General features: G+C 70.4%; 18 protein-coding genes. 6 read left to right on the forward strand and 12 right to left on the reverse strand.

What is annotated here, in order from left to right:
* Positions 1–6 precede the first annotated feature (6 nt).
* From OC490_RS16990 to OC490_RS17010, 5 genes are read right to left on the reverse strand one after another with little or no spacing between them, the layout of a single operon-like run.
* Entirely contained in the window at positions 7–633 is a 627-nt protein-coding gene (locus OC490_RS16990) for a histidine phosphatase family protein (protein WP_262058783.1), read from the reverse strand.
* Positions 634–635: 2 nt separating this feature from the next.
* Positions 636–857, reverse strand: coding sequence for a hypothetical protein (locus OC490_RS16995; RefSeq protein ID WP_262058784.1), 222 nt, complete (start codon positions 855–857; stop codon positions 636–638).
* 3 nt (positions 858–860) lie between these two features.
* A complete protein-coding gene (locus OC490_RS17000; protein WP_262058785.1) occupies positions 861–1,301 on the reverse strand; it encodes a Zn-ribbon domain-containing OB-fold protein in 441 nt (146 codons plus the stop codon).
* Complete coding sequence (locus tag OC490_RS17005) at positions 1,298–2,509, reverse strand: thiolase C-terminal domain-containing protein (RefSeq protein ID WP_262058786.1); 1,212 nt, start codon at positions 2,507–2,509, stop codon at positions 1,298–1,300. The genes OC490_RS17000 and OC490_RS17005 overlap by 4 nt, the downstream gene beginning before the upstream one ends.
* A gap of 4 nt (positions 2,510–2,513) precedes the next feature.
* Positions 2,514–3,638, reverse strand: a complete 1,125-nt coding sequence (locus tag OC490_RS17010) for an amidohydrolase family protein (protein ID WP_262058787.1) — start codon at positions 3,636–3,638, stop codon at positions 2,514–2,516.
* Positions 3,639–3,796: 158 nt separating this feature from the next.
* Here OC490_RS17010 and OC490_RS17015 point away from each other — a divergent pair, with 158 nt between their 5' ends.
* From OC490_RS17015 to OC490_RS17025, 3 genes are all read left to right on the forward strand, one after another.
* Positions 3,797–4,483: a TetR/AcrR family transcriptional regulator gene (locus OC490_RS17015; protein ID WP_262058788.1), complete on the forward strand. Its 687-nt coding sequence runs from the start codon at positions 3,797–3,799 to the stop codon at positions 4,481–4,483.
* Positions 4,484–4,711: 228 nt separating this feature from the next.
* Positions 4,712–7,726 (forward strand): helix-turn-helix transcriptional regulator, encoded by a 3,015-nt coding sequence (locus OC490_RS17020; RefSeq protein ID WP_262058789.1) that lies wholly within the window; start codon positions 4,712–4,714, stop codon positions 7,724–7,726.
* 297 nt (positions 7,727–8,023) lie between these two features.
* Positions 8,024–12,280, forward strand: coding sequence for a carboxypeptidase regulatory-like domain-containing protein (locus OC490_RS17025; RefSeq protein ID WP_262058790.1), 4,257 nt, complete (start codon positions 8,024–8,026; stop codon positions 12,278–12,280).
* Between the two features lie 94 nt (positions 12,281–12,374).
* Here OC490_RS17025 and OC490_RS17030 read toward each other — a convergent pair whose 3' ends face one another.
* The 5 genes from OC490_RS17030 to OC490_RS17050 all read right to left on the reverse strand — a co-directional run bounded on the left by OC490_RS17030 (position 12,375) and on the right by OC490_RS17050 (position 17,373).
* Positions 12,375–14,834, reverse strand: a complete 2,460-nt coding sequence (locus OC490_RS17030; protein ID WP_262058791.1) for a CoA transferase — start codon at positions 14,832–14,834, stop codon at positions 12,375–12,377.
* 37 nt (positions 14,835–14,871) lie between these two features.
* Positions 14,872–15,726, reverse strand: coding sequence for an SDR family oxidoreductase (locus tag OC490_RS17035; RefSeq protein ID WP_262058792.1), 855 nt, complete (start codon positions 15,724–15,726; stop codon positions 14,872–14,874).
* Positions 15,727–15,755: 29 nt separating this feature from the next.
* On the reverse strand, positions 15,756–16,160 hold the full coding sequence (locus OC490_RS17040; protein WP_262058793.1) for a MaoC/PaaZ C-terminal domain-containing protein: 405 nt from the start codon (positions 16,158–16,160) through the stop codon (positions 15,756–15,758).
* On the reverse strand, positions 16,157–16,588 hold the full coding sequence (locus tag OC490_RS17045) for a MaoC family dehydratase N-terminal domain-containing protein (protein WP_262058794.1): 432 nt from the start codon (positions 16,586–16,588) through the stop codon (positions 16,157–16,159). Before OC490_RS17045 ends, OC490_RS17040 begins: the two co-directional genes overlap by 4 nt.
* 101 nt (positions 16,589–16,689) lie before the next feature.
* Positions 16,690–17,373: a PaaI family thioesterase gene (locus tag OC490_RS17050; protein WP_262058795.1), complete on the reverse strand. Its 684-nt coding sequence runs from the start codon at positions 17,371–17,373 to the stop codon at positions 16,690–16,692.
* A gap of 664 nt (positions 17,374–18,037) precedes the next feature.
* Here OC490_RS17050 and OC490_RS17055 point away from each other — a divergent pair.
* Positions 18,038–18,670 carry a hypothetical protein gene (locus OC490_RS17055; RefSeq protein WP_262058796.1) on the forward strand — a complete coding sequence of 211 codons (633 nt, stop codon included), beginning with the start codon at positions 18,038–18,040 and terminating at the stop codon, positions 18,668–18,670.
* A gap of 22 nt (positions 18,671–18,692) precedes the next feature.
* On the opposite strand, the gene OC490_RS17060 is transcribed toward OC490_RS17055, so the two are convergent.
* Positions 18,693–19,862, reverse strand: coding sequence for a serine/threonine-protein kinase (locus OC490_RS17060; protein ID WP_262058986.1), 1,170 nt, complete (start codon positions 19,860–19,862; stop codon positions 18,693–18,695).
* A gap of 206 nt (positions 19,863–20,068) precedes the next feature.
* On the opposite strand from OC490_RS17060, the gene OC490_RS17065 reads away from it, so the two are divergent.
* Together OC490_RS17065 and OC490_RS17070 are read left to right on the forward strand one after the other, a co-directional pair.
* Positions 20,069–20,788, forward strand: coding sequence for a DUF6461 domain-containing protein (locus OC490_RS17065; protein ID WP_262058797.1), 720 nt, complete (start codon positions 20,069–20,071; stop codon positions 20,786–20,788).
* 14 nt (positions 20,789–20,802) lie between these two features.
* On the forward strand, positions 20,803–21,171 hold the full coding sequence (locus OC490_RS17070; protein ID WP_262058798.1) for a signal peptidase I: 369 nt from the start codon (positions 20,803–20,805) through the stop codon (positions 21,169–21,171).
* Positions 21,172–21,334: 163 nt separating this feature from the next.
* Here the strand turns inward: OC490_RS17070 and OC490_RS17075 are convergent, their stop codons facing one another.
* On the reverse strand, positions 21,335–23,140 hold the full coding sequence (locus OC490_RS17075) for an RICIN domain-containing protein (RefSeq protein ID WP_262058799.1): 1,806 nt from the start codon (positions 23,138–23,140) through the stop codon (positions 21,335–21,337).
* Positions 23,141–23,147: the final 7 nt, after the last annotated feature.

Here is a 23,147-nt window from a genome sequence, read left to right on the forward strand (position 1 = left end):
CAGCCCCTATCTGTAGGTGACGAGTTGAGCGGGCAGGTGGGAGTGCTCGTTGAAGGTGACGAGCGTGCAGCCCCGGCCGCCGACGACCACCTTTGTGACCCCGCTGTTGACCGCAACGCGGTTGAGCGCGGACCACTGCGGCTCACCGCCGCCCAGCAGCGACGCGGCGACCCACCCGATCACCCCCGCGCTGGTGAAGACGACAGCGGTCTCGCCCGAGCCCAACTCGGCGGCCAGCGTGCGCAATGCGTCGTCGACCCGCTTCGTGAACGCGGGGAACGGCTCCGTGTACTCGTGGTCGTGCAGTCCCGAGGACCAGCGCGGAATGGCCCGGTCGAGCGGCTCGGCGTCAGGGGTGTCGACCTCGCGATGCGCGGCGGCGACGTCCTCGTGGTCGAACTCGTTCCACGCCTCGTCGACCTCCACCGACGTCGACCACCGCGACGCGCGGAGTGTGCAACGGGCGGTCTGCTGCTGGCGGTTGAGGCGTCCGGTCAGGATCCGCGCCGGGGAGACGCCGCGCCGGGAGAGTTCTGTCCCCAGCAACTCCGACTGGAATTCACCGGTGTCGGAGAGCACGTCGTAGTCGGCCGCGCCCAACGATGCCTTGCCGTGCCGGACGAAGAGGATCACGCTCACTGTCGTGCCCCCGCCGTGGAGGTGTGGAGCCGGGCAAGTCGCAGTCCCTCGGCCTGAGTCGGTGCCTGGACGTTCCACTCGCCGCAGGAACACCAGCACCGGTAGCGGTCGCCGTCGGGGACGACGGCCTGGCCGTCGCAGGAACCCCCGCTGTTCGCCACGCTCGCCAGGAATTCGAGCGGCTTCTCCTCCAACGCGCTTTCGTAGTCGTCGCTCATGTCTCAGACTTCCTCGGCGGCCACGCGGAACACGGGCAGCAGCCAGCCGTCGGTGATGGGGTGGAAGTCGACGGTCAGCGCCAACCCGATGCGCACGTCCGCCGGTTCGACTCCGATCACGTTGCTGACCAGCCTCACCCCGGGCGCGTCCGGCAGTTCCACGACGGCGGGGACCAGGGTCAGATCGGGCAGCCCGGGGTAGCCGTGCACCACGGCGAAGCTGTAGACCGTTGCGCGGCCCGACAGTTGGGGCCAGTCGACCGCCGTGGACTGGCACTCGGGGCAGAACGGGGTGGGCGGCAGCCGGAAGGTTCCGCAGTCGCCGCATCGCGGTGCCACCAGTCGCCGTTCCTTCGCGGCCTGCCAGAACGGCTCGGTGACGTGGTCCGTCGCGATCCGTACGACGTCCGAAGGCAACGCCGTCGCGAGACGCGCCCCGGTCACCGGTCGCGTCCCAGGATCAGTCCGCTGACCGGCAGGCTCGCCGGACCGCCGGTGCACAGCGCGAACTCGGCGTCGTCGACCTGGTTGATCGCGATGCCGCGCATCTGCTCGACGCCTTCGACGAGGTGGGTCATCCCGATGACGTACGCCTCGGAGAGCTGTCCGCCGTGCGGGTTGACCGCGACGGTCCCCGGCTTCCTGTGGCGGGAGTAGCGGATCGCGCCGCTCTCGACGAAGGGGCCGCCGTCGCCCTTGGCGCAGAAGCCGTAGTCCTCCAGTTGCATGAGCACCATCGGGGTGAAGTGGTCGTAGATCAGGGCCACATCGATGTCCTGGGGTGTGATGCCGGCCCGTTTGAAGAGGCGTCCGGCGATCGGTCCGTGGCCCGACGAGGTGAAGGTCTCGTCGGGCATGCCGTACCAGGAGAAGCCGCGGCCCCAGTCCCGGGTGCCGCCGTGGGCGACGGCCACCACGGGGACCGGCTTCTGGCGCAGGTCGCGGGCGCGGTCGGCCGAGGTGGTGATCACGGCGACCGCACCCTCCGTCTCCAGGCAGAAGTCGTAGACGCAGAGCGGTTCGGCGATCATCCGTCCGCCGAAGTACTCCTCGCGGGTGAGGGGCGTCTTCTTGATGGCCTTGGGGCGGTTGAGGGCGTTCTGGCGGGTGGAGACGGCGATCTCGGCGAACGCGTCCCGGGTGGTGCCGTACTCGTGCATGTGACGGCGGGCCAGGACCGACATCAGATGGCCCGGGCCCGCCAGTCCGGACGGCTGGAGGAAGGAGCTGATCGGGGTCACCGGCTTGGCCGCTATCACCGTGCCGAGGCGCTGCCGCTGCTGTTGCAGGGCCATGACCGTGACGACGACGCTCGCGTCACCGGCGACGATCGCCGCGCGGGCGAGGCCGATCGAGCCCGCCGAGCCGCCGCCCCCGTTCGTGAGCGACGCCGAGAAGCGGACCTCGGGGATACCCAGAGTCTCCATGAAGTCGACGGACTCCATCTTGTCGCCGTAGCCCGCACCGGCGCCCGAGTAGTAGGCGAAGCCGTCGATCTCCTTCACGGAGAGACCGGCGTCGGCGCAGGCGGCGAGGATGGCCTCGCCGGCGAGGTGCGTGATGCTCTTGTCGGCGGACTCTCCGCGTCGGTAGTAGGGCGTGGCGCCGACGCCGACGATCGCCACGTCGCGCAGTCCCGAATCCCGAGGCATCGGCTCAGACCCCGTTCGTGGGGACCGGCGGCACCTGCGGGAAGAGTTCGAAGAACGCGCCCTGGGTGATCCGCAGCCGGGTCTCGTCCGGGACGCCGTCGAACAACGACGTCAGGGTGTCCTGCGTGTGCCCGAACGTGCCTTCCATGTGCGGGTAGTCGGAGCCGAACATGACGTTCCGGTAGCCCATCGACTCGAACGCGGCGACCGCCGTCTCGTCGTGCTGGAAGGAGGCGTACACCTGGGTCATCAGGGTTTCCTTCGGGTCCCGTTCGAGTGTGGGACGCACCGCCATGTGGTGCTGGCGGTAGCCCTCCCGCATACGGTCGCCCAGGAACGGGATCCAGGTGGCGCCGCCCTCGGAGATCAGCACCTTCAGCTCCGGGTGCCGGTCGAGGGCGCCGGAGGCCACCAGCTTCATCGCGGCCCGCTGGCCGGAGAACGTCGTCTCCGCGTAGTTCATGACCGCGCCGCCGGGGCCGCGGTAGACCAGGCCCGCGCCGCCGGTCGTCATGTCCACCGGATCGGTGCCGATGTGGAAGGCGAGGACGATCCGGGCGCGTTCGGCGGCCTCCCAGAACGGCTCCCAGTCGGATCGGTGCCAGTCCGGTGCGCTGGGGTGCGGGGTGGTGGGCAGGAACACGGCACGGAAGCCCTGTTCGGCGGCCCACTCCAGTTCGGCGATCGCGTCCTGGACCACCAGCGTCGACACCTGCGCGGTCACGACGTAGCGGTCCGAGACCGCCGCGATCTCCTCCAACGCCCACTCGTTGCTCGCCCGCATACACGCCTTGAGCAGTTCGGGCGTCCGGAAGGTCGAGGACCACATGCCCAGTGACGGGAAGATGACCTCGCCCCAGACGCCCTCCTGGTCCAGGTCGCGAAGGCGGGCCCGCGCGTCCCGGATGCCCTGCGCCTTGCGGCTCTCCTCCAGGAACTCCCTGGCCACCGAGGTCGGCAGTTTCCGACGGAACGACTGACCGTCGACATGCACCGTCTCGTACTCCCCGTCCGGATCCTTCTCGGACTTGGGCGTCAGATCGGCGAGCCGCTTGGGGAGTCGCGACTCCCAGAGATCACCCGGTTCGAGGAAGTGGGAGTCGCCGGAGTTGGTCCAGATCTTCGGCATCGTGTGAAGTCCTCCGGAAGTAGGGAGGGTTGAGGCCTGCGTCGGCAGGTCTTCGCAGTGAACTGTTCCATCGACCGGGCCCTCTGTCCATACTTTCTAATACATCTCCATTAGTTTTGGCGTTGCGCGTGCCACGCCGCATCCATGAACATGAGGCCATGGCAGTGGACGAGAAGGCCGCGGGCCGCAGACGCCGGCACACCACGGGGGAGGCGACCCGTGAACTGCTGATGACGACCGCCGAGCGGCTCTTCGCCGAGCGAGGGGTCGAGGGTGTGACCCTGCGGGAGATCCAGATGGAGGCGGGGCAGTCGAACTCGTCGGTCATCACCTACCACTTCGGCTCCAAGGCGGGCCTGGTCCGGGACCTGATCGCCTTCCGCTACCGCACCATCGACGCGCGCCGGGCCGTACTCCTGGAGGAAGCCCGCGCCGACGGCGTGGCCGAGGACCCCCTCGCGGCGGTGTGGCTGGTGGTGCGCCCGCTGATCGAGAGCATCGAGGCCGGCGAGATGTTCGTACCGTTCCTGGCCCGGCTGGCCCCCGCCACATCGGACGCGGAGTACTGGCCGCGCCAGATCGAGGACGCGACCGACGTACTCCAGGAGTTGGTGCCCGAACTGCTCGGCGCGCTGCCCGACCGGGTACGGCGGGGTCGCGAGGTGCAGCTCTACAACAGCGTGCTCAACCTCCTGGGCGACCACGCGCGCAACCGGCACCCGATCAGTGACGCCCAGCTCAACAACTACATCGACGGCTGGGTGGGCATGCTCACCGCGCCCGTCTCGGCGGTGACGTACGACCTCATGGAGGACGAGGCGCGGGCGAAGCGCCGACGCGGCTGACCCGGTCCCTGGGGGAGGACGCCGACCTCGGCAGGGTCGGCGAGGCGAGGCGTCCCGGCCGGCACGGTCAATATTGACGCAGGGTCAGAAGTGCTTGGGGAGAGTGCAGTTGTGGCATACCCGGGCACGTTTGGTTTGGGCGTCGTGGCATGCTGCGGTGTCGGGACTCGCACACGTGGTCGGCGCCTGGGTCGCACACACTCGGGGCGCGGGGGGAAAGGCGGTCGGATGGAGCGCTCTGCGGACGGCGGCCTTCCGCGTGTGCTGCCCGGCGTCAGTGTTCCGCGTTTTGTCGGCCGGGCGGTCGAACTGCACCGGCTGACGGACGCCTTGGCCCGGCCGCCGGCCACGGTTCTCGTCGAGGGCGAGGCCGGTATCGGCAAGAGCCGGCTCGTTCAGGAGGCGCTGGACGAGCCCGGTGTCGCTGCCCAGCGGCCACTGGCCGCCGTATGCCCTCCGTTCCGGGAGGCACTCACCCTGGGCCCGGTCGTCGATGCCGCCCGCGAAGCCATGCCCGATGTGGCCGAGTTGAGCCTCACCTCCCTCGCCGGGGTGCTGCGACCGCTGTTCCCCGAGTGGGGGCAGGATCTGCCGCCGGCCCCCGAGGCGCTGTCGGACGCGGGCGCCGCCCGGCACCGGCTGTTTCGCGCACTGGCCGAACTGCTGGACGCGATGGGAGTCGGCGTGCTGGTCCTGGAGGACGTCCACTGGGCCGACGAAGCCACCCTGGACTTCCTGCTGTTCCTCGCCTCCCGCCGTTCCCGCCGGATGAGCCTGGTGCTGACCTACCGTCCCGAGGACGTGGCGCCGGAGTCCGCGCTGATGCGGCTGACCTCCCGGCCCCAGTCCGGTACCGGACACGTACGGATCTGTCTTGGTGCGCTGGACGTGGCGCAGACCGCCGAGTTGATGTCGTCGATGCTCGACGGGGAACATGTCTCCGAGGCTTTCGCGTCGTTCCTCCAGGAGCGGACCGACGGTGTGCCGCTGGCGATCGAGGAGTCCGTCCGGCTGCTGCGCGACCGGGCCGATCTGGTCCGGCGCGACGGCGAGTGGGTGCGCAGGACGCTGGCGGACATCGCTGTGCCGCCCACGATCCGGGACGCCGTCGCCGAGCGTGTCTCGCATCTCACCCCGATCGCGCAACGGGTGCTGCAGGCCGCCTCCGTGCTGGCCGAACCGGTCGGCCCGGCCGTCCTCGCGACGGTGAGCGGGCTCTCGGACAACGTTGCCGGAGGGGCCGTCGACGCCGCCGTACGCAGTGGACTGCTCGGCGAGGACCGGGCCGGCCGGGTCAGTTTCCGGCACGCGCTGGCGGCCCGCGCGGTCTACGACATGACGCCCGCGCCCGATCGCCGGGCCCTGCACCTTGGAGCGGGCCGCTCGCTGCGGGCCATGACGCCGCAGCCGGTGGCCCGGCTCGCCCACCACTACCGGGAGGCGGGGGACACCGGGCAGTGGCGCGAGTACGCGGAACGGACCGCCGACCTCGCGCTGGCCTCCGGGGACCATCGCACCGCCGTCGGACTGCTGCACGAGTTGCTCACCGGGAGCGATCCGCCCGCCGCCTCGGTGGCCCGGTGGGCACAGAAGATGCCGGTCCTGGCCTTCGCCGGGCTCGTCGCCCGCGGCGACCTGATCCGCGCGCTGCGCAGGGTGCTGGACGGGGAGGCGCTCGCCCCGCACGACCGCGCGGCCGTCCGCATTCAACTGGGGAGGATGCTGCTACAGGTGGCCGAGTACGCGGCCGGTGCGGCGGAACTGGAGAGGGCACTGCCGGATCTGGCCGACGAACCGTTCCAGGCAGCCTGGGCGATGACCACGCTCGGCAGTCCGCCGAGCACCCTGATGTCCGCCGGGGAGCACCGCCGTTGGCTGGACCGGGCGGCCGACGCGGCCCGGCTGCCGATGACGGCCGACCAGCGGCTGGCTCTCGTGGTGGACCGGGCAACCGCCCTGCTGGACATGGGCGACGAGGCCGGCTGGGCTGTGGCCGCGGAACTGCCCGACACCGCGACGACGCCCGCAGGAATGATGCAGCTGACCCGCAGCGGACTCAATATCGGTAACGCGGCCATGCGTTGGGGCCGCTACGGCGAGGCCAGAGCGCTGCTGACGACCGGGCTGGCCAGGGCCGAGGAACACCGGTACCTGCGGCTGCACGACATGATCCTGGTGACGCTGGTGCACCTGGACTGGTTCACCGGCGCCTGGGACGGACTGGCCAGGCGAGCCGCAGCCCTGGCGGCGGTGGACGAGGAACCTCTGCTCCAGCTGGACGCGCTGCTGGTAACGGCCCTGCTGGACGGGGCCGTTGGCGGCGCCGGAGCGGATCCCGCCCCCGTGGCGGCGGCCGTAGACGGGACCGGGACTGCGACCGAGACCGGGACCGTCGAGGAGCGGCTGCGCCAGGTGCTCGACGCGGGGCTGCGGCGGGGCATCGTGGATCTGCCGCTGGAGCCCGCGGCAGCCCTGGCGCGGATCCGGCTCGCCGAGGGGTCGGCCGCCGAGGCGCTGGAGCTGACGGACGGACCGGCCGACGTCGTGGCTCGCAAGAACATCTGGTTGTGGGCCACCGAGTTCGCTCCGGTGCGCACCGGAGCGCTGCTCGCACTCCAACGGCCGGACCAGGCAAGGAAGTTCGTCGCGGACCTGGCCGAAGGGCTCAGCGGCAGGAACCTGCCGGGAGCGGACGCGGCCCTGGAGACATGTCGCGGGGTACTGGCAGAAGGAGAGGGCCGCAGCGTCGAGGCAGCCGCCGCGTTCGGCCGGGCCGCCACCGCCTGGAAACGCCTGCCCCGGCCGTACGACGCACTGCTCGCGGCCGAACGCCGGGCCGGCTGCCTGCTGGCAGCGGGGGACAGGGACAACGGACTGGCCGAACTCGCCCGCGCCCAGGCCGGGTTCACGGCTCTGGGAGCCCGGACGGACGCCGCCCGGGTGCACGCCGCACGCCGTGCGGCCGGGGCGCCGGTACGAGAGGTGTGGCGCGGCGGGCGGCGCGGATACGGCGACCAACTGTCCCCGCGCGAGCTGGAAGTCGTCCGGCTGATGCTCACCGGCCTGACCAACCCGGCCATCGCACGCGCACTTTCGCGTTCCCCGAAGACCATCGCCACGCAACTGAACTCCGCGATGCGCAAATACGGAGTGACCTCGCGTACCGCACTCGCGGTCAGCCTGACACAGGCCGGAATCACCCCGTCGGAAGGCGACGCCACCGGCGTCGGCTCCGATCTTTAGGTCATCCGCCCCATCGCGAAGCCACCCGGCAGCCGTCGATACTCAGTGCGCGCAGGGTCCGCAGGCCGGCCTGCACCTGGACATGACCGGAGAGGCATCCATCCGTCGGATGAGCAGCGCACCCCCCGAACCGACACGCCCCGAACCGACACCCCCTGAACCGACGCCCGCCGCACCGGGTGTACCTGCCGACGACACGACGGCAGACCCCGCCTGCGAGGACGACTCGTACAGCGGTTACGAACCCCTGTGATCCCGGCCCGACCGGGTCCTGAACGCGACGAAAAGGGTGCCCCCTTGCTGTCCTCCAGACGTGCGCGCGTACGCGCGCCCCTCTCCCTTCTCATAGCCGGCTGTCTCGCCGCCGGAGCTCTCGCCGCGATACAGCCGGCCACCGCCTCCGCGGCCACCCCTACCTCCTCGGCCTCCCCCACCTCCTCGTCCGACGCCGGCTCTTCCAAGGCTTCCGACCTGCTCAACGCCGTGCCGCAGGACAACGTCCCGCAGAACTACGTCCCGGCCGGTTGCAACAACCCGAGCCTCAAGGACGGCGTGGCCCAGTGCTTCGCCGATGTGCGCACCGGCTCCGACCACATCGTCCGGCCGCAGGCGGTTGCGCCCCCGTCCACGGCGTTGGGCCCGACCGACATCCAGGCGGCCTATGACCTTCCCGCCGGGGGCGAGGGCAGGACGGTGGCGATCGTCGACGCGTACGGCAACTCCCACGCCGAGGCGGACCTTGCCGCGTACCGCGAGCACTACGGGCTGCCCGAGTGCACCACCGCCAACGGCTGCTTCCGCAAGGTCGATCAGAACGGCGGCACGGACTACCCCGCCGACGACGCGGGCTGGGCGCTGGAGACCGCGCTCGACCTCGACGCCGTCTCCGCCGCCTGTCCGGCGTGCAACATCCTTCTCGTGCAGGGTGATTCGGCGAGTCTGGACGACCTGGGCACCGCGGTCGACACCGCCGTGCGCCTGGGCGCCAAGTACGTCTCCAACTCCTACGGTCTGCCCAGCGAGAGCGCCTCCCAGACCGCGTACGACCACCACTACGACCATCCCGGTGTGGCCGTGGTCGCGTCCACCGGCGACACCGGCCATGTCCAGAACTGGCCCGCCACCAACCCCAATGTGGTGGCCGCCGGCGGCACCCGGCTGACCCGTGCTGCGGACACCGCGCGCGGCTGGACGGAGTCCGCCTGGGACTCCGGCGGATCGGGCTGCTCGCTGTACGAGGCCCAGCCCGCCTATCAGCGGGGGCTCGCCACCGGCTGCGACACCCGGGCGACGGCTGACGTCTCCGCGGTCGCCGACCCCGCGTCCGGCCTCGCCGTGTACGACACCCTGAGCAAGGACGGCTGGCTGCAGGTCGGCGGCACCAGCCTCTCCGCGCCGTTGATCACGGCGATGTACGCGCTGGCGGGCACACCCGTCGAGGGCACCTACCCGGTGACCTACCCGTACATCAACGGCTCCGGGCTGAACGACGTCACCGAAGGGTCCAACGACGACTGCGGCACGGTGGTGTGCACCGCCGGCGCCGGCTGGGACGGCCCCACCGGTCTCGGCACCCCCGGCGGCGTGTCCGCGCTGGCCTTCGGCGTCCACGGAACGCTTTCCGGGCGAGTCACGGACAGCGCGTCCGGCGCACCGCTCGCCGGTGCTGCGCTGGCCCTCTCCGAGGAATCGGCGGACGGCCGGGAGTACCGCGTCACCACCGACGCCGATGGCGCGTACGACCTCCCCGTCGCGGTGGGCAACTACCGGATCACCGCCACCGACTTCGGCTACCAGGAGAAGACCAGCTCCGGAGTGGGCGTCGCCGAGAACCAGAGCACCACCGCCGACCTGACCCTGGTGAAACTCCCCACCCGCACGGTGTCCGGCACGGTCAAGGACGGCAGCGGGCACGGCTGGCCCCTGTACTCGAAGATCACCATCGACGGCTACCCGAACGGCGCCGTCTACACCGACCCCTACACCGGCAAGTACAGCGTGGAGCTTCCGGAGAAGACCACCTATGCCCTCCATGTGGCCCCGGTCTACCCCGGCTACCGAAGCACGGACCTGAGTGTCCCGGTGGGCACGGCCGACGTACGTACCAACGTGGCCCCGGACGTGGACCTGACGGCCTGCGTCGCACCCGGCCACGCCTACCCGGCCGAGACCGGCTTCGAAGGCTGGACCGGCACCACGCCGGAGCACGGCTGGACCGTCGTCAATCACGGGACGGACGGCGCCGCCTGGGACTTCGCCGATAAAACGGTGTGGAACTTCACGGGCGGAACCGGGAACTGGGCCTCCGCGTCCCCCTACACCCGGGGCAGTGTCCCGGAGGACACCGAACTCGTCTCACCCAACTTCAGCCTGGCAGGCCAGACCTCACCCGTCCTCGGCTTCGACGCCGCCTACGCCCCCAGCAAGGACTCGGTGGCCAACGTCGACCTCAGCCTCGATTCGGGCGCGACGTGGACCACGGTGTGGCACCAGGACACGGCCGAGTACCTGGGCCACGCCGAGGTTTCCCTGCCCCAGGCGGCAAACGCGAAGCACGTGAAGGTGCGCTTCCACTACTCCGGCAGCGGCCTGTCGCTCTGGCAGCTCGACACCGTCACCGTCGGCTCCTGCGCCGCCGTGAGCGGAGGCATCGTCGCCGGAAAGGTCGTCGACGGCAACACCGGCGGCACCATCACGCCCGCCACCATCACCGACACCGCCGACCGCTACGCGACGGCGACCACCGTGGCGACCCCCGACGACCTGGCGCTGGCCGACGGCTACTACTGGCTGTTCAGCGCCCCCGCCGGACGCCACACCTACACGACGGCCTCCGCCCGCTACACCACCTCGACCGGCACCCTCACCACACAGCCCGACAAGGTCAACCGGTTCGACCGCACGCTCAAGGCGGGCCGCCTGGCGGTGAGTTCGGACAGCCTCTCCGTCAGCGAGACGCTGGGCGGAGCAAGCAGCAAGAAGGTCACCTTCACCAACAAGGGGCAGGCGCCGCTGCACGTCAACCTCGGTGAGCAGAGCACCGGTTACACCTCACCGGCCGGCACCTCCACGACCACGTCGGACTCCTCGGCAGGCACACCGACGCTGCGCGTCAAGGGCAACTACTCACCCGGACCGATGAGTTCCACCTCCTCGGCCTCGAAGAGCCCGTCGACCGACCCGCCGGCCACGGCAGCGACCGGGCCCTGGACCGGCATCGCCGACTACCCCGAGCCCGTCATGGACAACGCGGTGGGCACGTACCAGGGCAAGGTCTACTCCGTCGCCGGAGTCTCCGGAATCATCAACGGGCAGTACCTCAGTCACAGTTATGTGCACGACCCGTCCACCGACGCCTGGACACCCATCGCCGACCTCCCCGAGGCCCTGGAGTCACCCGGCGGGGCGTTCATCGACGGGACCATGTACGTCGCCGGCGGCTGGGCCCCGGACGGTGCCCGCGCCACGCTCTACGCGTACCACCCCACCACCGACACCTGGACCCGCCTCGCCGATCTGCCCCAGGCGGTCGGCATGCCGAATGTGACCGTCCTCGACGGCAGCCTCTATGTCATCGGAGGCTGCACCGGATCCGGCTGCACGGACATGGTCAGCACCGTCTACCGCTACACCCCGGCCACCGACACCTGGACCCGCCGCGCCGACTATCCGTTCCCCATGGAACGTGCGGCCTGCGCCGGCATCACCGGTGAACTGGTCTGCGCCGGGGGCATCTCGGGCAGCGACAGCAAGGGAGAGACCTACCGTTACAGCCCCTCCGCCGACACCTGGACCCGCGCGGCCGACATGCCCGACACGCGCTGGGGCGCCGTCGCCGGCGGGAACGACGGCAAACTTCAGGCCGTCGGCGGCATCGCCGGACGGGACTCGGTCAACACCGTCGTCGAATACGACCCGGTGTCCAATACCTGGTCCGACCTGCCCAACGCCTCCTCCACCGTCTTCCGGGCCGGCGGCGGCTGCGGGATCTACCGCGTCGGCGGCATGATCTCGCTCTCCGAGATCGTCTCCTCGGCCGAGGTCCTGCCCGGGCACGACCAGTGCGACGGCGACGACGTCACCTGGCTGTCGGCGGACAAGACCTCGTTCGACCTCGCGCCCGGCCGCTCCACCACGGTCACCGTCCGCGCGGACGCCTCCGCCGTGGCCACGGCCGGTACCTACACCGCGCGGCTCACCTACACCACCGACGCCCCCTATGCCGGAGCATCCGTCAAGGTCAGCCTCAAGGTCACGATCCCGCGGACCTGGGGACACCTCTCCGGCACGATCACCGACCGGCGAACAGGGGCACCGCTCGCCGGAGCCACCGTCCTGATCTGCCCGCCGGCGCACACCGGAACGACCGGCTGCGGCCACCTCGCCCACACTGTCCGCACCGACTCCGACGGCCACTACGACCTCTGGCTGGACGCCCGCCCGAGCCCGCTGCGGATCACGGCCTCGGCCGTCGGCCACCGCCCGGCGTCAAAGGAGGTGACCCTGCTTCCGGGCCGCGCCACGACGGCCGACCTGTCACTGACCACGACCTGACCCCGCCGCCCGTGCCGGAGCGGCCCAAGAGGCCCTCCGGCAACGGGCGTTCGGGTACCGGTTCCGCCGGTACGTCGAGCCGCGACATGTCGCATCACCGTACGACGCGTGCCTCGCGGAGACGGGCGATACGGGCCTCGTCGTACCCGAGCTCCCGAAGCAGCGCGTCCGTGTGCTGGCCCAGGGTGCAGCCCGCCTCCGCCTTCGTCGTCGACCGGGAGAACCGGTTCAGCGGTGCGAGCCTACGGTGCTCGTCGAAGACGGGGCTGACGGCGTCGACCGCGTAGCCCGCCGCGTAGAAATCGTCCCCCTGCATGTGCCGTTCGGCCGGTTCCTGGGTCACGGCGACGCAGCCGACGTCCTTCGCCGTCAGGTCGGCCTCCCACTCGGCCTTCGTCCGGGTGGCGAAGACCTTGGTGAGTACGTCCGCGAGCGCGCCGTCGTGGGCGGCACGCGCCCGGCTCGTGGCGAACCGCTCGTCCGCGAGGTCGCCGGGGTCGCCGAGGGCGGCGACCAGGGGAGCCCATTCCTTTTCCTTCGGTGCCGCGAGGAACAGCCAGCCGTCGGACGCTGGATACATCCGGTAGAGGGCGCCGGTCCCTCGGAAGTCGGGGTCGACACGGGGGTGTGCGGGGCGTCCCGCGTAGCTGGTGTTGTGCGCGATCAGCGCCTGCGTGCTGGTGCCGAGCATCGTGGCGACGATGCCGGTCAGCGCGGTCCCGCGACGCTTCGCGCAGATCCCGAGGAGCAGGGCCGAGGCGACACCGAGGGCGGCCATCCCGTCCGACTGGACCGCCGGGACCGTCCCGCCGGCGTACAACTTGCGGGCCTGGGACAGCAGTTGGTCACGGTCCGCCGCGGGACGGCCGACCACCTGCGCATCGGTCACGGAGACTCCGGACGCCGCGCCGATGGACGGCGCGTAGGCGGGCTTGGAACCGTACGGGCCGTCGATCCCGTAGCCGGGAGCGTTGGCGTAGACCAGATCCGGGTTGATCGACTTCAGGGAGGCCTCGTCCACGCCGATCCGGGTCGCGGCACCCGCCCGGTAGCACTGGAGCACCACATCTACCTGACCGACCAACTCCCGCAGGATCTGCCGGCCTTCGGGGGAGCGGAGGTCGACGGCGATGCTCTCCTTGCCCTGGAGCACCTTCGCGCCGCCCGCCTCCGGGAACGCCATGATCGTGCGGATCAGGTCGCCGTCGAGGGGCTCGACCTTGATGACCCGCGCGCCGAGATCGGCGAGGAGGGTGGCGCCGTACGGTCCGGCGTACATGGCGCCGAGTTCGAGCACGGTCACGCCGGCGAGGGGAGGACCGCAACGGCCTTGCTGAGCAACGGAGTTGGGGGGTGTTGTGCTGCGGGCGAAGGCGCGCAGCTCCCGGGTGTGCTCGCCGGGGCGGGGCGCGCGGCGGATCCCCGTGAGCGGACGTCCGGCCGCGTGGACCAGGGTCGAGGGCTGGCGCACCGGGCCGAGGTCGGGATCGTCCACCACGACACCGCGGCCCTCGTGGACCAGTTGGGGGTGGTCGAGCGCCTCGTCCGGCGTACGGAACTGCTCGCCGAAGACATCCGGATTGCGGGCGAACGCCTCCTCCCACTCCTTCAGCGTTCGCTCCCCGACCTCCGAGATCATCTTGTTCCACCACTCGAAGCGCAGCTCGGGCGTCGGGAGCAGGGGAAAGCCTTCCCACTTGGGATCGGTGAGTTCGGTGCTCAGGCCGAGCTCCTTCAGCCAGGCCTGCATGAGCCGGGGTGCCGTCTGCGCGAACTGCAGCCAAGTGCCGTCCGCCGTCGCGGCGATGAGCAGCGCGTACAGCAACTTGGTCTGGGGGCGGCCCTGTTGGTCGAAGGCGGCGCCCAGCGACTGGAACGCGTCCGGGAAACGGCGGAGGACCAGCTCGTAGAACCAGTTGTACGGGTCGTACGCGCCGACTCCGGTCACCAGATCGGACTCCACCAGCTGGCCCAGGCCGCTCTCCTCCCGTTCGAGCAGGGCCGCGAGGATGCCGTGGACCGCTGCCTGCGCGGCGGCGAACGAGGCGTAGGGAGTGGTGACATGGGCGGGGTCGGGGCCGGTGGTGAGCTGGTGCTTGGAGTGCAGGACACCGCTCTTGGCGAGGATCAGCGCCTCGTAGCCCTTGCGGTCGGACCAGGGGCCGAGGGTTCCCCAGCCGGTGATGAGGGCGGCGACCAGACGCGGGTACCGGGCCGCCAACTCCTCGGCGGTGAAGCCGAGTCGGGCCGCGGCGGCCGGGCGCATCGCGGCGACGGCGACGTCCGCCCCGGCGAACAGGCCGTCCAGCGTCGCGCGATCGGTGTCGTCGCGCAGGTCGAGTGTGATGCTCCGCTTGCCGCGCAGCAGCCCCGGCCAGCCGGGGTTGGCGCGCAACGGGCTTCCACCGGGCGGCTCGACGAGGATGACGTCCGCGCCCGCGTCCGCGAGGAACTGAGTGGCCTGAGCGCCGGGCAGAGTCGTCGAGAGGTCGATGACGACTATGCCGTGCAGCGGACCTTCGCCGAGGTCGGCGCCGTCGTTCCGGTCGGGCATGCTCAACTCCCTTGGAAGAAGTGGGTCCACGGCGCGGTCAGCTGAAGCGGGTGGTCGCCAGGATGCCGCCGTCGACCAGCAGATCGGTTCCGGTGATGTACGAGGCGCGGTCGGAGGCGAGGAACTCGATGGCGTCGGCGGTCTCCGGCATCGTGCCCTCGCGGCCGAGCGGCGACCGCCGCAGCATGGCCAACTTGACCTCGCGGTGCGGGCCTTCGAACTCCACCGCGCCCATCGGGGTGGCGATCGGGCCCGGGGACATCGACACGATGCGGGCCCCCTTCGTCCCCCACACCGCCGCACGCCTCCTGCACATGCGGAGCAGCGCGAACTTGGTGAGCCGGTAGGCCTGGAGGGACGTCCGCTCCGGCACCAGCTTCTCCAGGCGCTCGACGAAGTCCGGCACGAGCGGGTCGTCGAGCACGGCGGTGATCTCCGGAGAGGGCGGTTCGGCGAGGTGTCCGGCGGAGGAGGACACGAACACCGCGGCCGTGCCCGGTACCGCCAGCTCCAGGCTCGTCCGCTCGACGAGCGTCGCCCCGACGAGGTTCACCTTCAGCAGGGTCCGCCAGTCGCCCATCGACGGGGACAGCGCCGCGACATGCGCGACCGTACGCAACCGGCCCCGCGCCGCGACGAGTCGACCCAGTCCCGCGACCGACTCGGGGTCCGTGATGTCGCACCGCGTCACCACCGCGTCGATCCCGTCCTCGCGCAACACCGTCTCGCGCGCCGGGTTCTTGCCGGCCGACAGGCTCGCCAGTACGAGCCGATGCGACTGGCCCAGCCGGCGTGCCGCCGACATACCGATACCCCCCCCGCCGATCACCAACGCGACCGGCAGGTCCGGGCGTTGGCTCGTACCGGTCCTCAACTCGCCGTCAGGCTGCATCCGTTGCCCTTCTCCGGTACCCGGGGATGTCACGTCAGCGCGAACTCGGCGGAGCCGTCGATCACGAGCGCACCGTCGTCCTTGCGCAGCTGGATCGCGAGTTCCAGGCGTCGTTCGCCGTCCTGCTCGAAGAGCCGTACGACCTCGGCCGACGCGGTCAGCCGGTCCCCGCGGTACACCACCTGCGTGAAGCGGGTGCGGAAGCGGCGCACACTCTCCTCGCCGAAGCGGTCGGTGCAGTACGCGGCGAGCCAGCCCGCGCCGAGCATCCCCACGCTGAAGGCCGCGGGATACCCGGCGGAGCGGGCGAGTTCGTCGTCGTGGTGCATCGGGTTCAGATCGCCGCTCGCGCCCTGGTAGCGCACGATGTCGGTCATCGTGACCGGCCCGAACCCGCGCTCCGGAAGGCGGGCACCCGGTGCGAGGTCGGTCACGACGCCTCCTTGCGCACATAGGCGGAGGTGTACCGGCACTCGGCGAGCAGCAGTCCCTCGGCGTCGTGGAAGGACACCAGGAAGCGGACGATCACCATCGGCCCCCTGCGGCCCTGTCTGATCCGGACGTCCTGGAGGCGCTCGGAGTTGTGCAGGGTTTCCCCCGCCCGTGGCACCCGGCCGTGGAAGACGTACTCCTGCTCCAGCGAGAGCAGATTCCGTACGTCGGGCTCGATCCCGACGCTCGCGCACGCCTCGGCGACCTCGGGAGCCCGGACCGTCTCGCCGATGGTGCTCCAGTGGACCACCGTGGCCAGAAAGGTCGGCGGGACCGGGGCGTTCGGGTCGTCGAGGTACGCGGGACGTGGCGCCGCCGTCGCGGTGGCGTACTCCCGCACCTTGCCCCACTCGATGGGCATGATCGCCATGTCTGCTCCTCGCCGGAGTAGGTCCGCGTCGAACTATTTCGCCGACGGAACCGAGCGTCAATGCTTTCTAAGAAATGTTCATTACCTTTTGCTGCCCGGAGTCAGGGCTGACCGGGCTTGAGTGTGACGAACAGGCCCTCCGCCTCGGCGCACAGCACCCCGTCGTGCCGGATCTCGGCCCGCAGGACCCGCTTGCGGCCCTCCTCGCTCACGAACCAGCCGTGCACGTCGAGTTCGGCGCCGATCGGGGTGATCGACCGGTAGTCGGTGTGCAGATAGGCGGTGCGGGCCCGGCTGCGGCCGGCCGAGCCCGACAGGCGCCCCAGGACCTCGTCGAACAGCAGCGGGACGGCGCCGCCGTGGACCGCCCCGTTCCCGCCCAGGAAGTACCGGCCGAAGCGGACCGTGCCCCGGACGCTGTACCGGTCGGCCTCGTGGACCTGGAAGGCCGGTGCCATCGTCTGGCCCCGGCCCGGCATGTCGTCCCGGTGCCCGAAGACCTGCTCGCGCTCGGGAACGGCCGCGTCGGCGAGCCGCTCGCACCAGGCGCCGAGGTCGTCCGAGAGCGCGGCCAGCGTGCCGGGGTCCGGCCGGGCCGCCGCGACGTAGTCCAGGAAACCGCGCAGACGCGCGACCATCTCGCCGTACCCGTCGGCACTCCGGCCGTCCGGTCCCGTAGGCCGGGTCCACGACTCGACCCGCGCGACGCGCTCCGGTTCAGGAATGCCCAGGCCGAGCGCCGGGTCGTCGTGGGGGCCGCCGCCGGGAAGACCGGGCGCCCTCATGCCGACCCGTTTCGTATGTGGTCGCCGTTCCTCATGGTCCACCCTTCGTTCGTGGGGTCTCCGGGTCGCGGGATCCGCGACGGTCCCTCACTACCCGATCGACCTAATGAGTATCCTCATTGGAAAGAATCGAGCGCGCGGTCACAGGACGGCGTGCGGGACACCCTGCGGGAGTTCCGTCGGTGCCGGGGGTCGTCGCCGGCCGTCCGGACGGTGAGACGGTGCTCTCCGGAGTGCGGCGCGGGGGAGCGAGCGTGGGGCTCAACGACAGCTTGTCGACTTGGCCTTGCCGAAATCGACGACTCGGCACTGCGTCAGGCAGGGCGTCAGGCGAGCGACGATGATGCCCTGCGTCCAATGCCGAATTCTGATCAAAACCGATTGTGCGTGATTATCGATGCCGCTCCGGCCTGCGCCGATTCGGCGGACCCGTCCTGGAGACCTGCGTGCTCGTGGCTGTGGCCCCGGCCGGACGGCGTTCCGACTCGGGTACCTGGATCATGTTCCCGGTTTGGATCACGCGCGCGGCTCGCGGGGCACCGCCCCTGGTCGAACGTCCCTCTCATCGTCCCGTAAGCCGGAGCCACTACACTCTCCTCCCCTGACCGCTCACGCGCGCGGTCGGCTCCCGCTGCCGCGGGCACTGATTCATCGGGGGAGATCCATGCGGGATCCAGGGCATTCAGGGCCGGACGTCGGCACGGCTTTCGAACGGCTCCTGTGCCGGGCGCTGGATTCCGGGCGGGTCAGGGAGGCGCTGGGCCGGTCCTGCGGGAAGCTCGACCGCGAGTGCCTGCGTAAGCGCGCGCTCCTGGAGCGGGCCGCGATCTCCGAGTCGGCCGCGGCCGAGTACCGCGAGTACGTGGAGGCCGGCGGCCGGCAGGACGCTCGTGGGGACACCGGCTCCCCGTCCCGGGCCGCGAAGTGGGGCGGTGGCTGGCTGATGGCCGCGCTCGCCTTCGTGGCCGTTGTCGCGGTCGCGCTGTTGGTGCTCGGCTTCGCTTTCCGCGTCTTTGTCGGGCGGCCCTACGTCGGCGACGGCGTGATGACGGCAGGGCTGATCGTCGGCGCCGTGGCCGCCGGGGCGATCGTCGGGGACCTCGTCTGGTCGTGGAAGGCACCGGCCCACGACCGCCCGGGCGCGGACGACGCGTCGTCCGGCGAGGAAGCGGCCGAGGGCGGCTGGATACAGGAAGAGTGGGAACTCGCCCTGCTGGAATGGGGATTGGTGCCGTTCCTGCTCGACTGCATCGAGGAACCGGGACTGCTCGAACAGGACAACCGGCCCGCGCGCTGACTCGTACGGGCCGGTCGGCGCGTCAGGGGCTGGTGGCGCTGGGCGGGTTCGTCGCCGGTGTGTCCGCCGAGCTGTGGTCGGGGGAGAACAGCGTCACGCCGACCAGCAGCGCCCCGAGGAAGATCGCCACGGCGGCGACGGTGACCACCATCCGCGAGTTCCGCGGCGTCTGCGACCGCCGTCCGGCGGCGGGGCGGACCCCCTCGCGCTGCCGGCGCCGCGTCCGGTGGGCCGGAGCGGTGCTGGCGGCGGAGGTCGGGAAGGCGTACGTGGTCACGGACCCGGAAGCCGTGTTCGCCCTGGGCTCGCCGACTGCCTCCCGGTAGGCCGCACGTGGCACCGGCTCGGGGTGCGGCGCGGCTGCGGGGAGCGGTTCGGCGATCCCTTTCCAGGCGCCCGTGGCGAACCAGTTGGCCGCCTGCCCCGCCGTGGGGCGGTCCTCGGGCCGCTTGGCGAGCAGACCGAGCAGGTAGTTCTCAAAGGCGGGCGGCAGCCCGACGCCCAGCTCCCGCGGCGGTACGGGGGGTGTGTCGAGGTGGTGATGGAGTACGGCGATGGCGCTGCCGGCGCGGAACGGCGGCTGTCCGACGAGGAGTTGGTAGAGCACACAGCCGAGCGAGTACACGTCGGACGGCGGTCCGGCGGGCTGGCCGAGGGCACGCTCGGGGGCGATGTACAGGCTCGTCCCGACGATCTGGCCGGTCGCGGTGAGCGCGCCACCGGGGTCGTTCATGAACTGCGCGATCCCGAAGTCGGCGATCTTCACGGACCCGTCGGCGTCGAGGAGCAGATTGCCGGGCTTGATGTCCCGGTGCACGATGCCCTGTTCGTGCGCGGCGGCCATCCCGGCGGCCGAGTGGGCGGCGATGCGGGCCACCTGCTCGGCCGGCAGGGAACCCGCCTGGGCGAGCACATGGGAGAGGCTGTCGCCCTGGACCAGTTCCATCACCAGGAACAGCCGGCCCTCCTGCTCGCCGAAGTCGAGGACACCGACCACATGGGGGTGGCTGAGCCGGCCCGCGGTCTGCGCCTCCAGACGGAAGCGGGCGGCGGCGGTGGGTTCGGAGTTCTGGGCGTGCAGGAGCTTGACGGCCACGGGTCTGCCGCCCACCTCGTCGTACGCCTGCCAGACCTCGCCCATTGCGCCGCGTCCGATGGCGACGTGCAGCCGGTACCGGCCCGCTATCAGCACCTGTTGTTTCATCCTCACGCAGTGAGACCGACTCGACCGCTACGGCCCATGTCCCTTTGCGGGGACGGGTGTTGGTGGGGAGGCCGTGGCTTCCCTACCCTACTGGCGGGTCGGGGGTGTTCGCCCACGATCGGGGATCGGCGGTCGGACCGATCGGGCCGATCGGTCCGCGCCCGGTGTCAGTGACGGCTGGCAACATGCACTCCATGACCACAGCCACCGCGGCCGACTACGGCTGGATACGTTCCGCGACATCACCGTTCCGCTATCCGCTGGAGAGCGGGTACACCCTGACCCTGGTGCGGGGAGTCTCTCCTGCGGAACTGCTCGCCCTGGCGGGAGTCGAGCCGAGCGGCGCATGTGAGGGGCTCGGCGAACTGATCGAGCAACATCTGGAGCTCCTCGAAGAATCCGACGGAGAGGAGGGCCCCTACGTCCTCGCGGGAGTGTGCACTGTCCCGGGTGAGGAAGGCGACTGGACCCTCGCCCTGGCCCTCGGTGGGGATCTGGGGTCGCTGGACTTCATGGAGACCCTTTCGGCCGGGACCCGCGCCGTCTCCCATTCGAGCAACGGCGGGAAGCCCATGCACTTCTTCCACTGGTACGAGAACGGGGAGTTGCGCACCGAGTTCGAATGGCCCCCGGTCAGAAGCGGCAGCACCCCGGACGAGCTCAATGACCTGATCTGCGAGGTGGGCCTGGGCCTCACGGACGAAGACGCGTCCCGTGTCGATCGCAAAGCGGCGGTGTTCGCACTGGCCGAGCGCCTCACCGGAGTCCGGGTGACCGCGGAACTACTGGCACTGGCCGAATACCGGACGGCCGAAGTGCCCGAGGAGCCCGCCGAGGAGTGGAAGAGCGTCACCATCGATATCACGGATGCGCACGGCGTGCGGACCTACGCGCATATCGAAAATGATGGCTGATAAGGTCTGGATTTATGAACGGAAATATATATGTGGGAAATGCGGGCAAGGATGCGCCACTGGACAGCGGATGGCTCCTCGGCCATTTCAAGGCCGCCGACGACCCTCGCCACACCGATGCCGTAGAAGTCAAATGGGGAATCCATCCACAGGGTGACGAACGGCTGGAGTGGGTGAGAGGTGACGAGCGGACTGCTCTTCTGGTGCTTGTCAGCGGCCGGTTCCGGGTGGAATTCCCGGAGCGCAGTGTTCTTCTGGAGCAGCAGGGGGATTATGTCGTGTGGGGTCCCGGAGTCGACCATTCCTGGTTCGCGGAAGAGGAATCCGTGTTGGTTACGGTGAGATGGCCGTCCGTATCCGGTTATGCGGTGACGTCGGAATAGCGAAGAGGAATGGCCGGCACGTGGGGTGCAGGACGGCGTGGGTGCAGGGGTGCTCGGCGGCGGTCAGTTCGGCGCCGTCGGCGACCCGGGCCACCACGGCACGCCCGGACAGTGTGCCCTGTCGGGCCTGGCCGATGGAGGCCAGGCCCTGCCTCAGGTGGGCCTACCGGACGAGCTTCCAGTCCTGCGAGCCGTCCGTGAGCGCGTTCTGCAGGGTGAGTTGCGCTCCGGCTGTCGCCCCGGTCAGGTACAGGCTCGTGTTCTTCACGGACTGCAGGGTGTAGAACCCGTCGCTGGTCTTGACGAGGTTCCAGCTGCCGGTGCCGCTGTTGTCGACCCACTGGCCGATCTTCTGGCCGACCGTGGCGTTGCCCGTCCAGATGGCGGCCGCCCTGCCGCCGGACTTGTTGAGCAGGGTCGTACCGCCCTGCGGTTCGGTCACCACGTGCCAGTACTCGGTGTCCGGGTCGGCCGCCGCACCGGTGTCCTCCAGGACCACGTCGGGCACGTTCCCGTTGCCGAGGTTGGCGTCGTTGGTCCTGTTTCCGGTGCCGATCACCTGGCCGGTCTTGCGGTTCACCAGCCGGTAGTAGGCACCGTCCGAGTCCCCGAGGTCGACCTCGGCGTAGGCGATCGTGGACGTGCCCTGGTTGTTGAGGATCGCGATGCGGCCGGTGCCGTCGACGTACTGGAGGTTTCGGCTGTAGCCGGCCGGCGAGGTCGTCTGGTACTCGGTCCAGACTCCGTCGCTGCGCCCGCTCTCGTTGACCCAGACGTCGCCGCTGCTCGACGCGTTGTACACCAGGCGTCCGTCGGGGAGCTGGATGACGACCGGGCTGCCGCCGCCCGTGAGCGGGCGGGAACCCGCGACGACGGGCAGCGAGCCGACGGACATGCCGGTCTGGGTGCCGCGGAAGAACTTCAGCGGGTCGTCGGCGATCGCGTACCGGGTGTTGGCCCCGCCGCCCCAGTACTCGAACGTCAGCATCCACCGGCCGTCCGTCGTGGGGACGACATTGGTCATGCCGGGCCGTCCGCCACCGATCTCCGTCTTGCCGCCCCCCATGTCCTGGCCGGCACCGGAGATGTCGACGACCGGGCTGCTCCAGTTCCCGTCGCTGCCGTCCCAGGTCCTGTGGACGAGGATCTGACCGTGCGAGTCGGTGGCGGTGTCATTGGCGGGGTCGAGCGTGGGGACACCGGTGACCGGGTTGAAGCCCGTGTAGTCGTTCTCGTCGGAGTAGTAGCAGACGAGCTTGCCCTTGTAGACCATCAGGTACGGCTCCCACAGGGGGTCGACCTGCTTGTCCGTGTTGGCGTTCGCGATGTTCTGGCCGATGGCGCCCGCGCTGCCGCCCTGCCACCCACCGGTGGCGATGACGTTGACCACCTTCCAGGTCCTGCCGTCGTCACCGCTCGAATACAGGGCGATCGCCAGGTCCTTGCGGTCCCCGTCGTTGTTCGGCGTCCAGTTGGGGTCGGCCGCCTGGTGCTCCTTGTAGTAGTAGTCGTCGCCCGACACGACACTCGCCAGGAGCAGCGTGCCCTTCTTGAGGCTGCCGACCTTCTGCGGAAGGACGTAGAGGTAGGGGTTGGTCCAGTTGCTCGTGTACTTCGCGTACCGGGGATCCTTGGAGAGGTACGCCGGAGCCTTGACCTCCGACAGCGCCTGCCAGCTCGTGCCCTGGTCGTCGCTCTTGTAGACCGGGAGGGTCTGTCCGTCGGCGCTGCCCGACGCCGTCACGACCGTCGACTTCTCGAAGGACGCGACGAGCCGGCCGCTCGGCAGCTGCGCCGACTTCGGGTAGATCGCGCAGTTGCCTCGCCCCTTCAGGCAGGCGTCACTGCCGAGTTGGTAGAGGGTCCCGCCTGTCGGGTTGTACGCCTGAGCGCTGACCATGGGTATGGCAAGGATCGCGGATGTAGCGGCAAAGGTTCCGAGGGCTCGTCCAAGCCGTCTTCTCTGCATGGCCCCT

The sequence above is a fragment of the Streptomyces sp. STR69 genome (assembly GCF_024519455.1).
Lineage (GTDB): Bacteria > Actinomycetota > Actinomycetes > Streptomycetales > Streptomycetaceae > Streptomyces.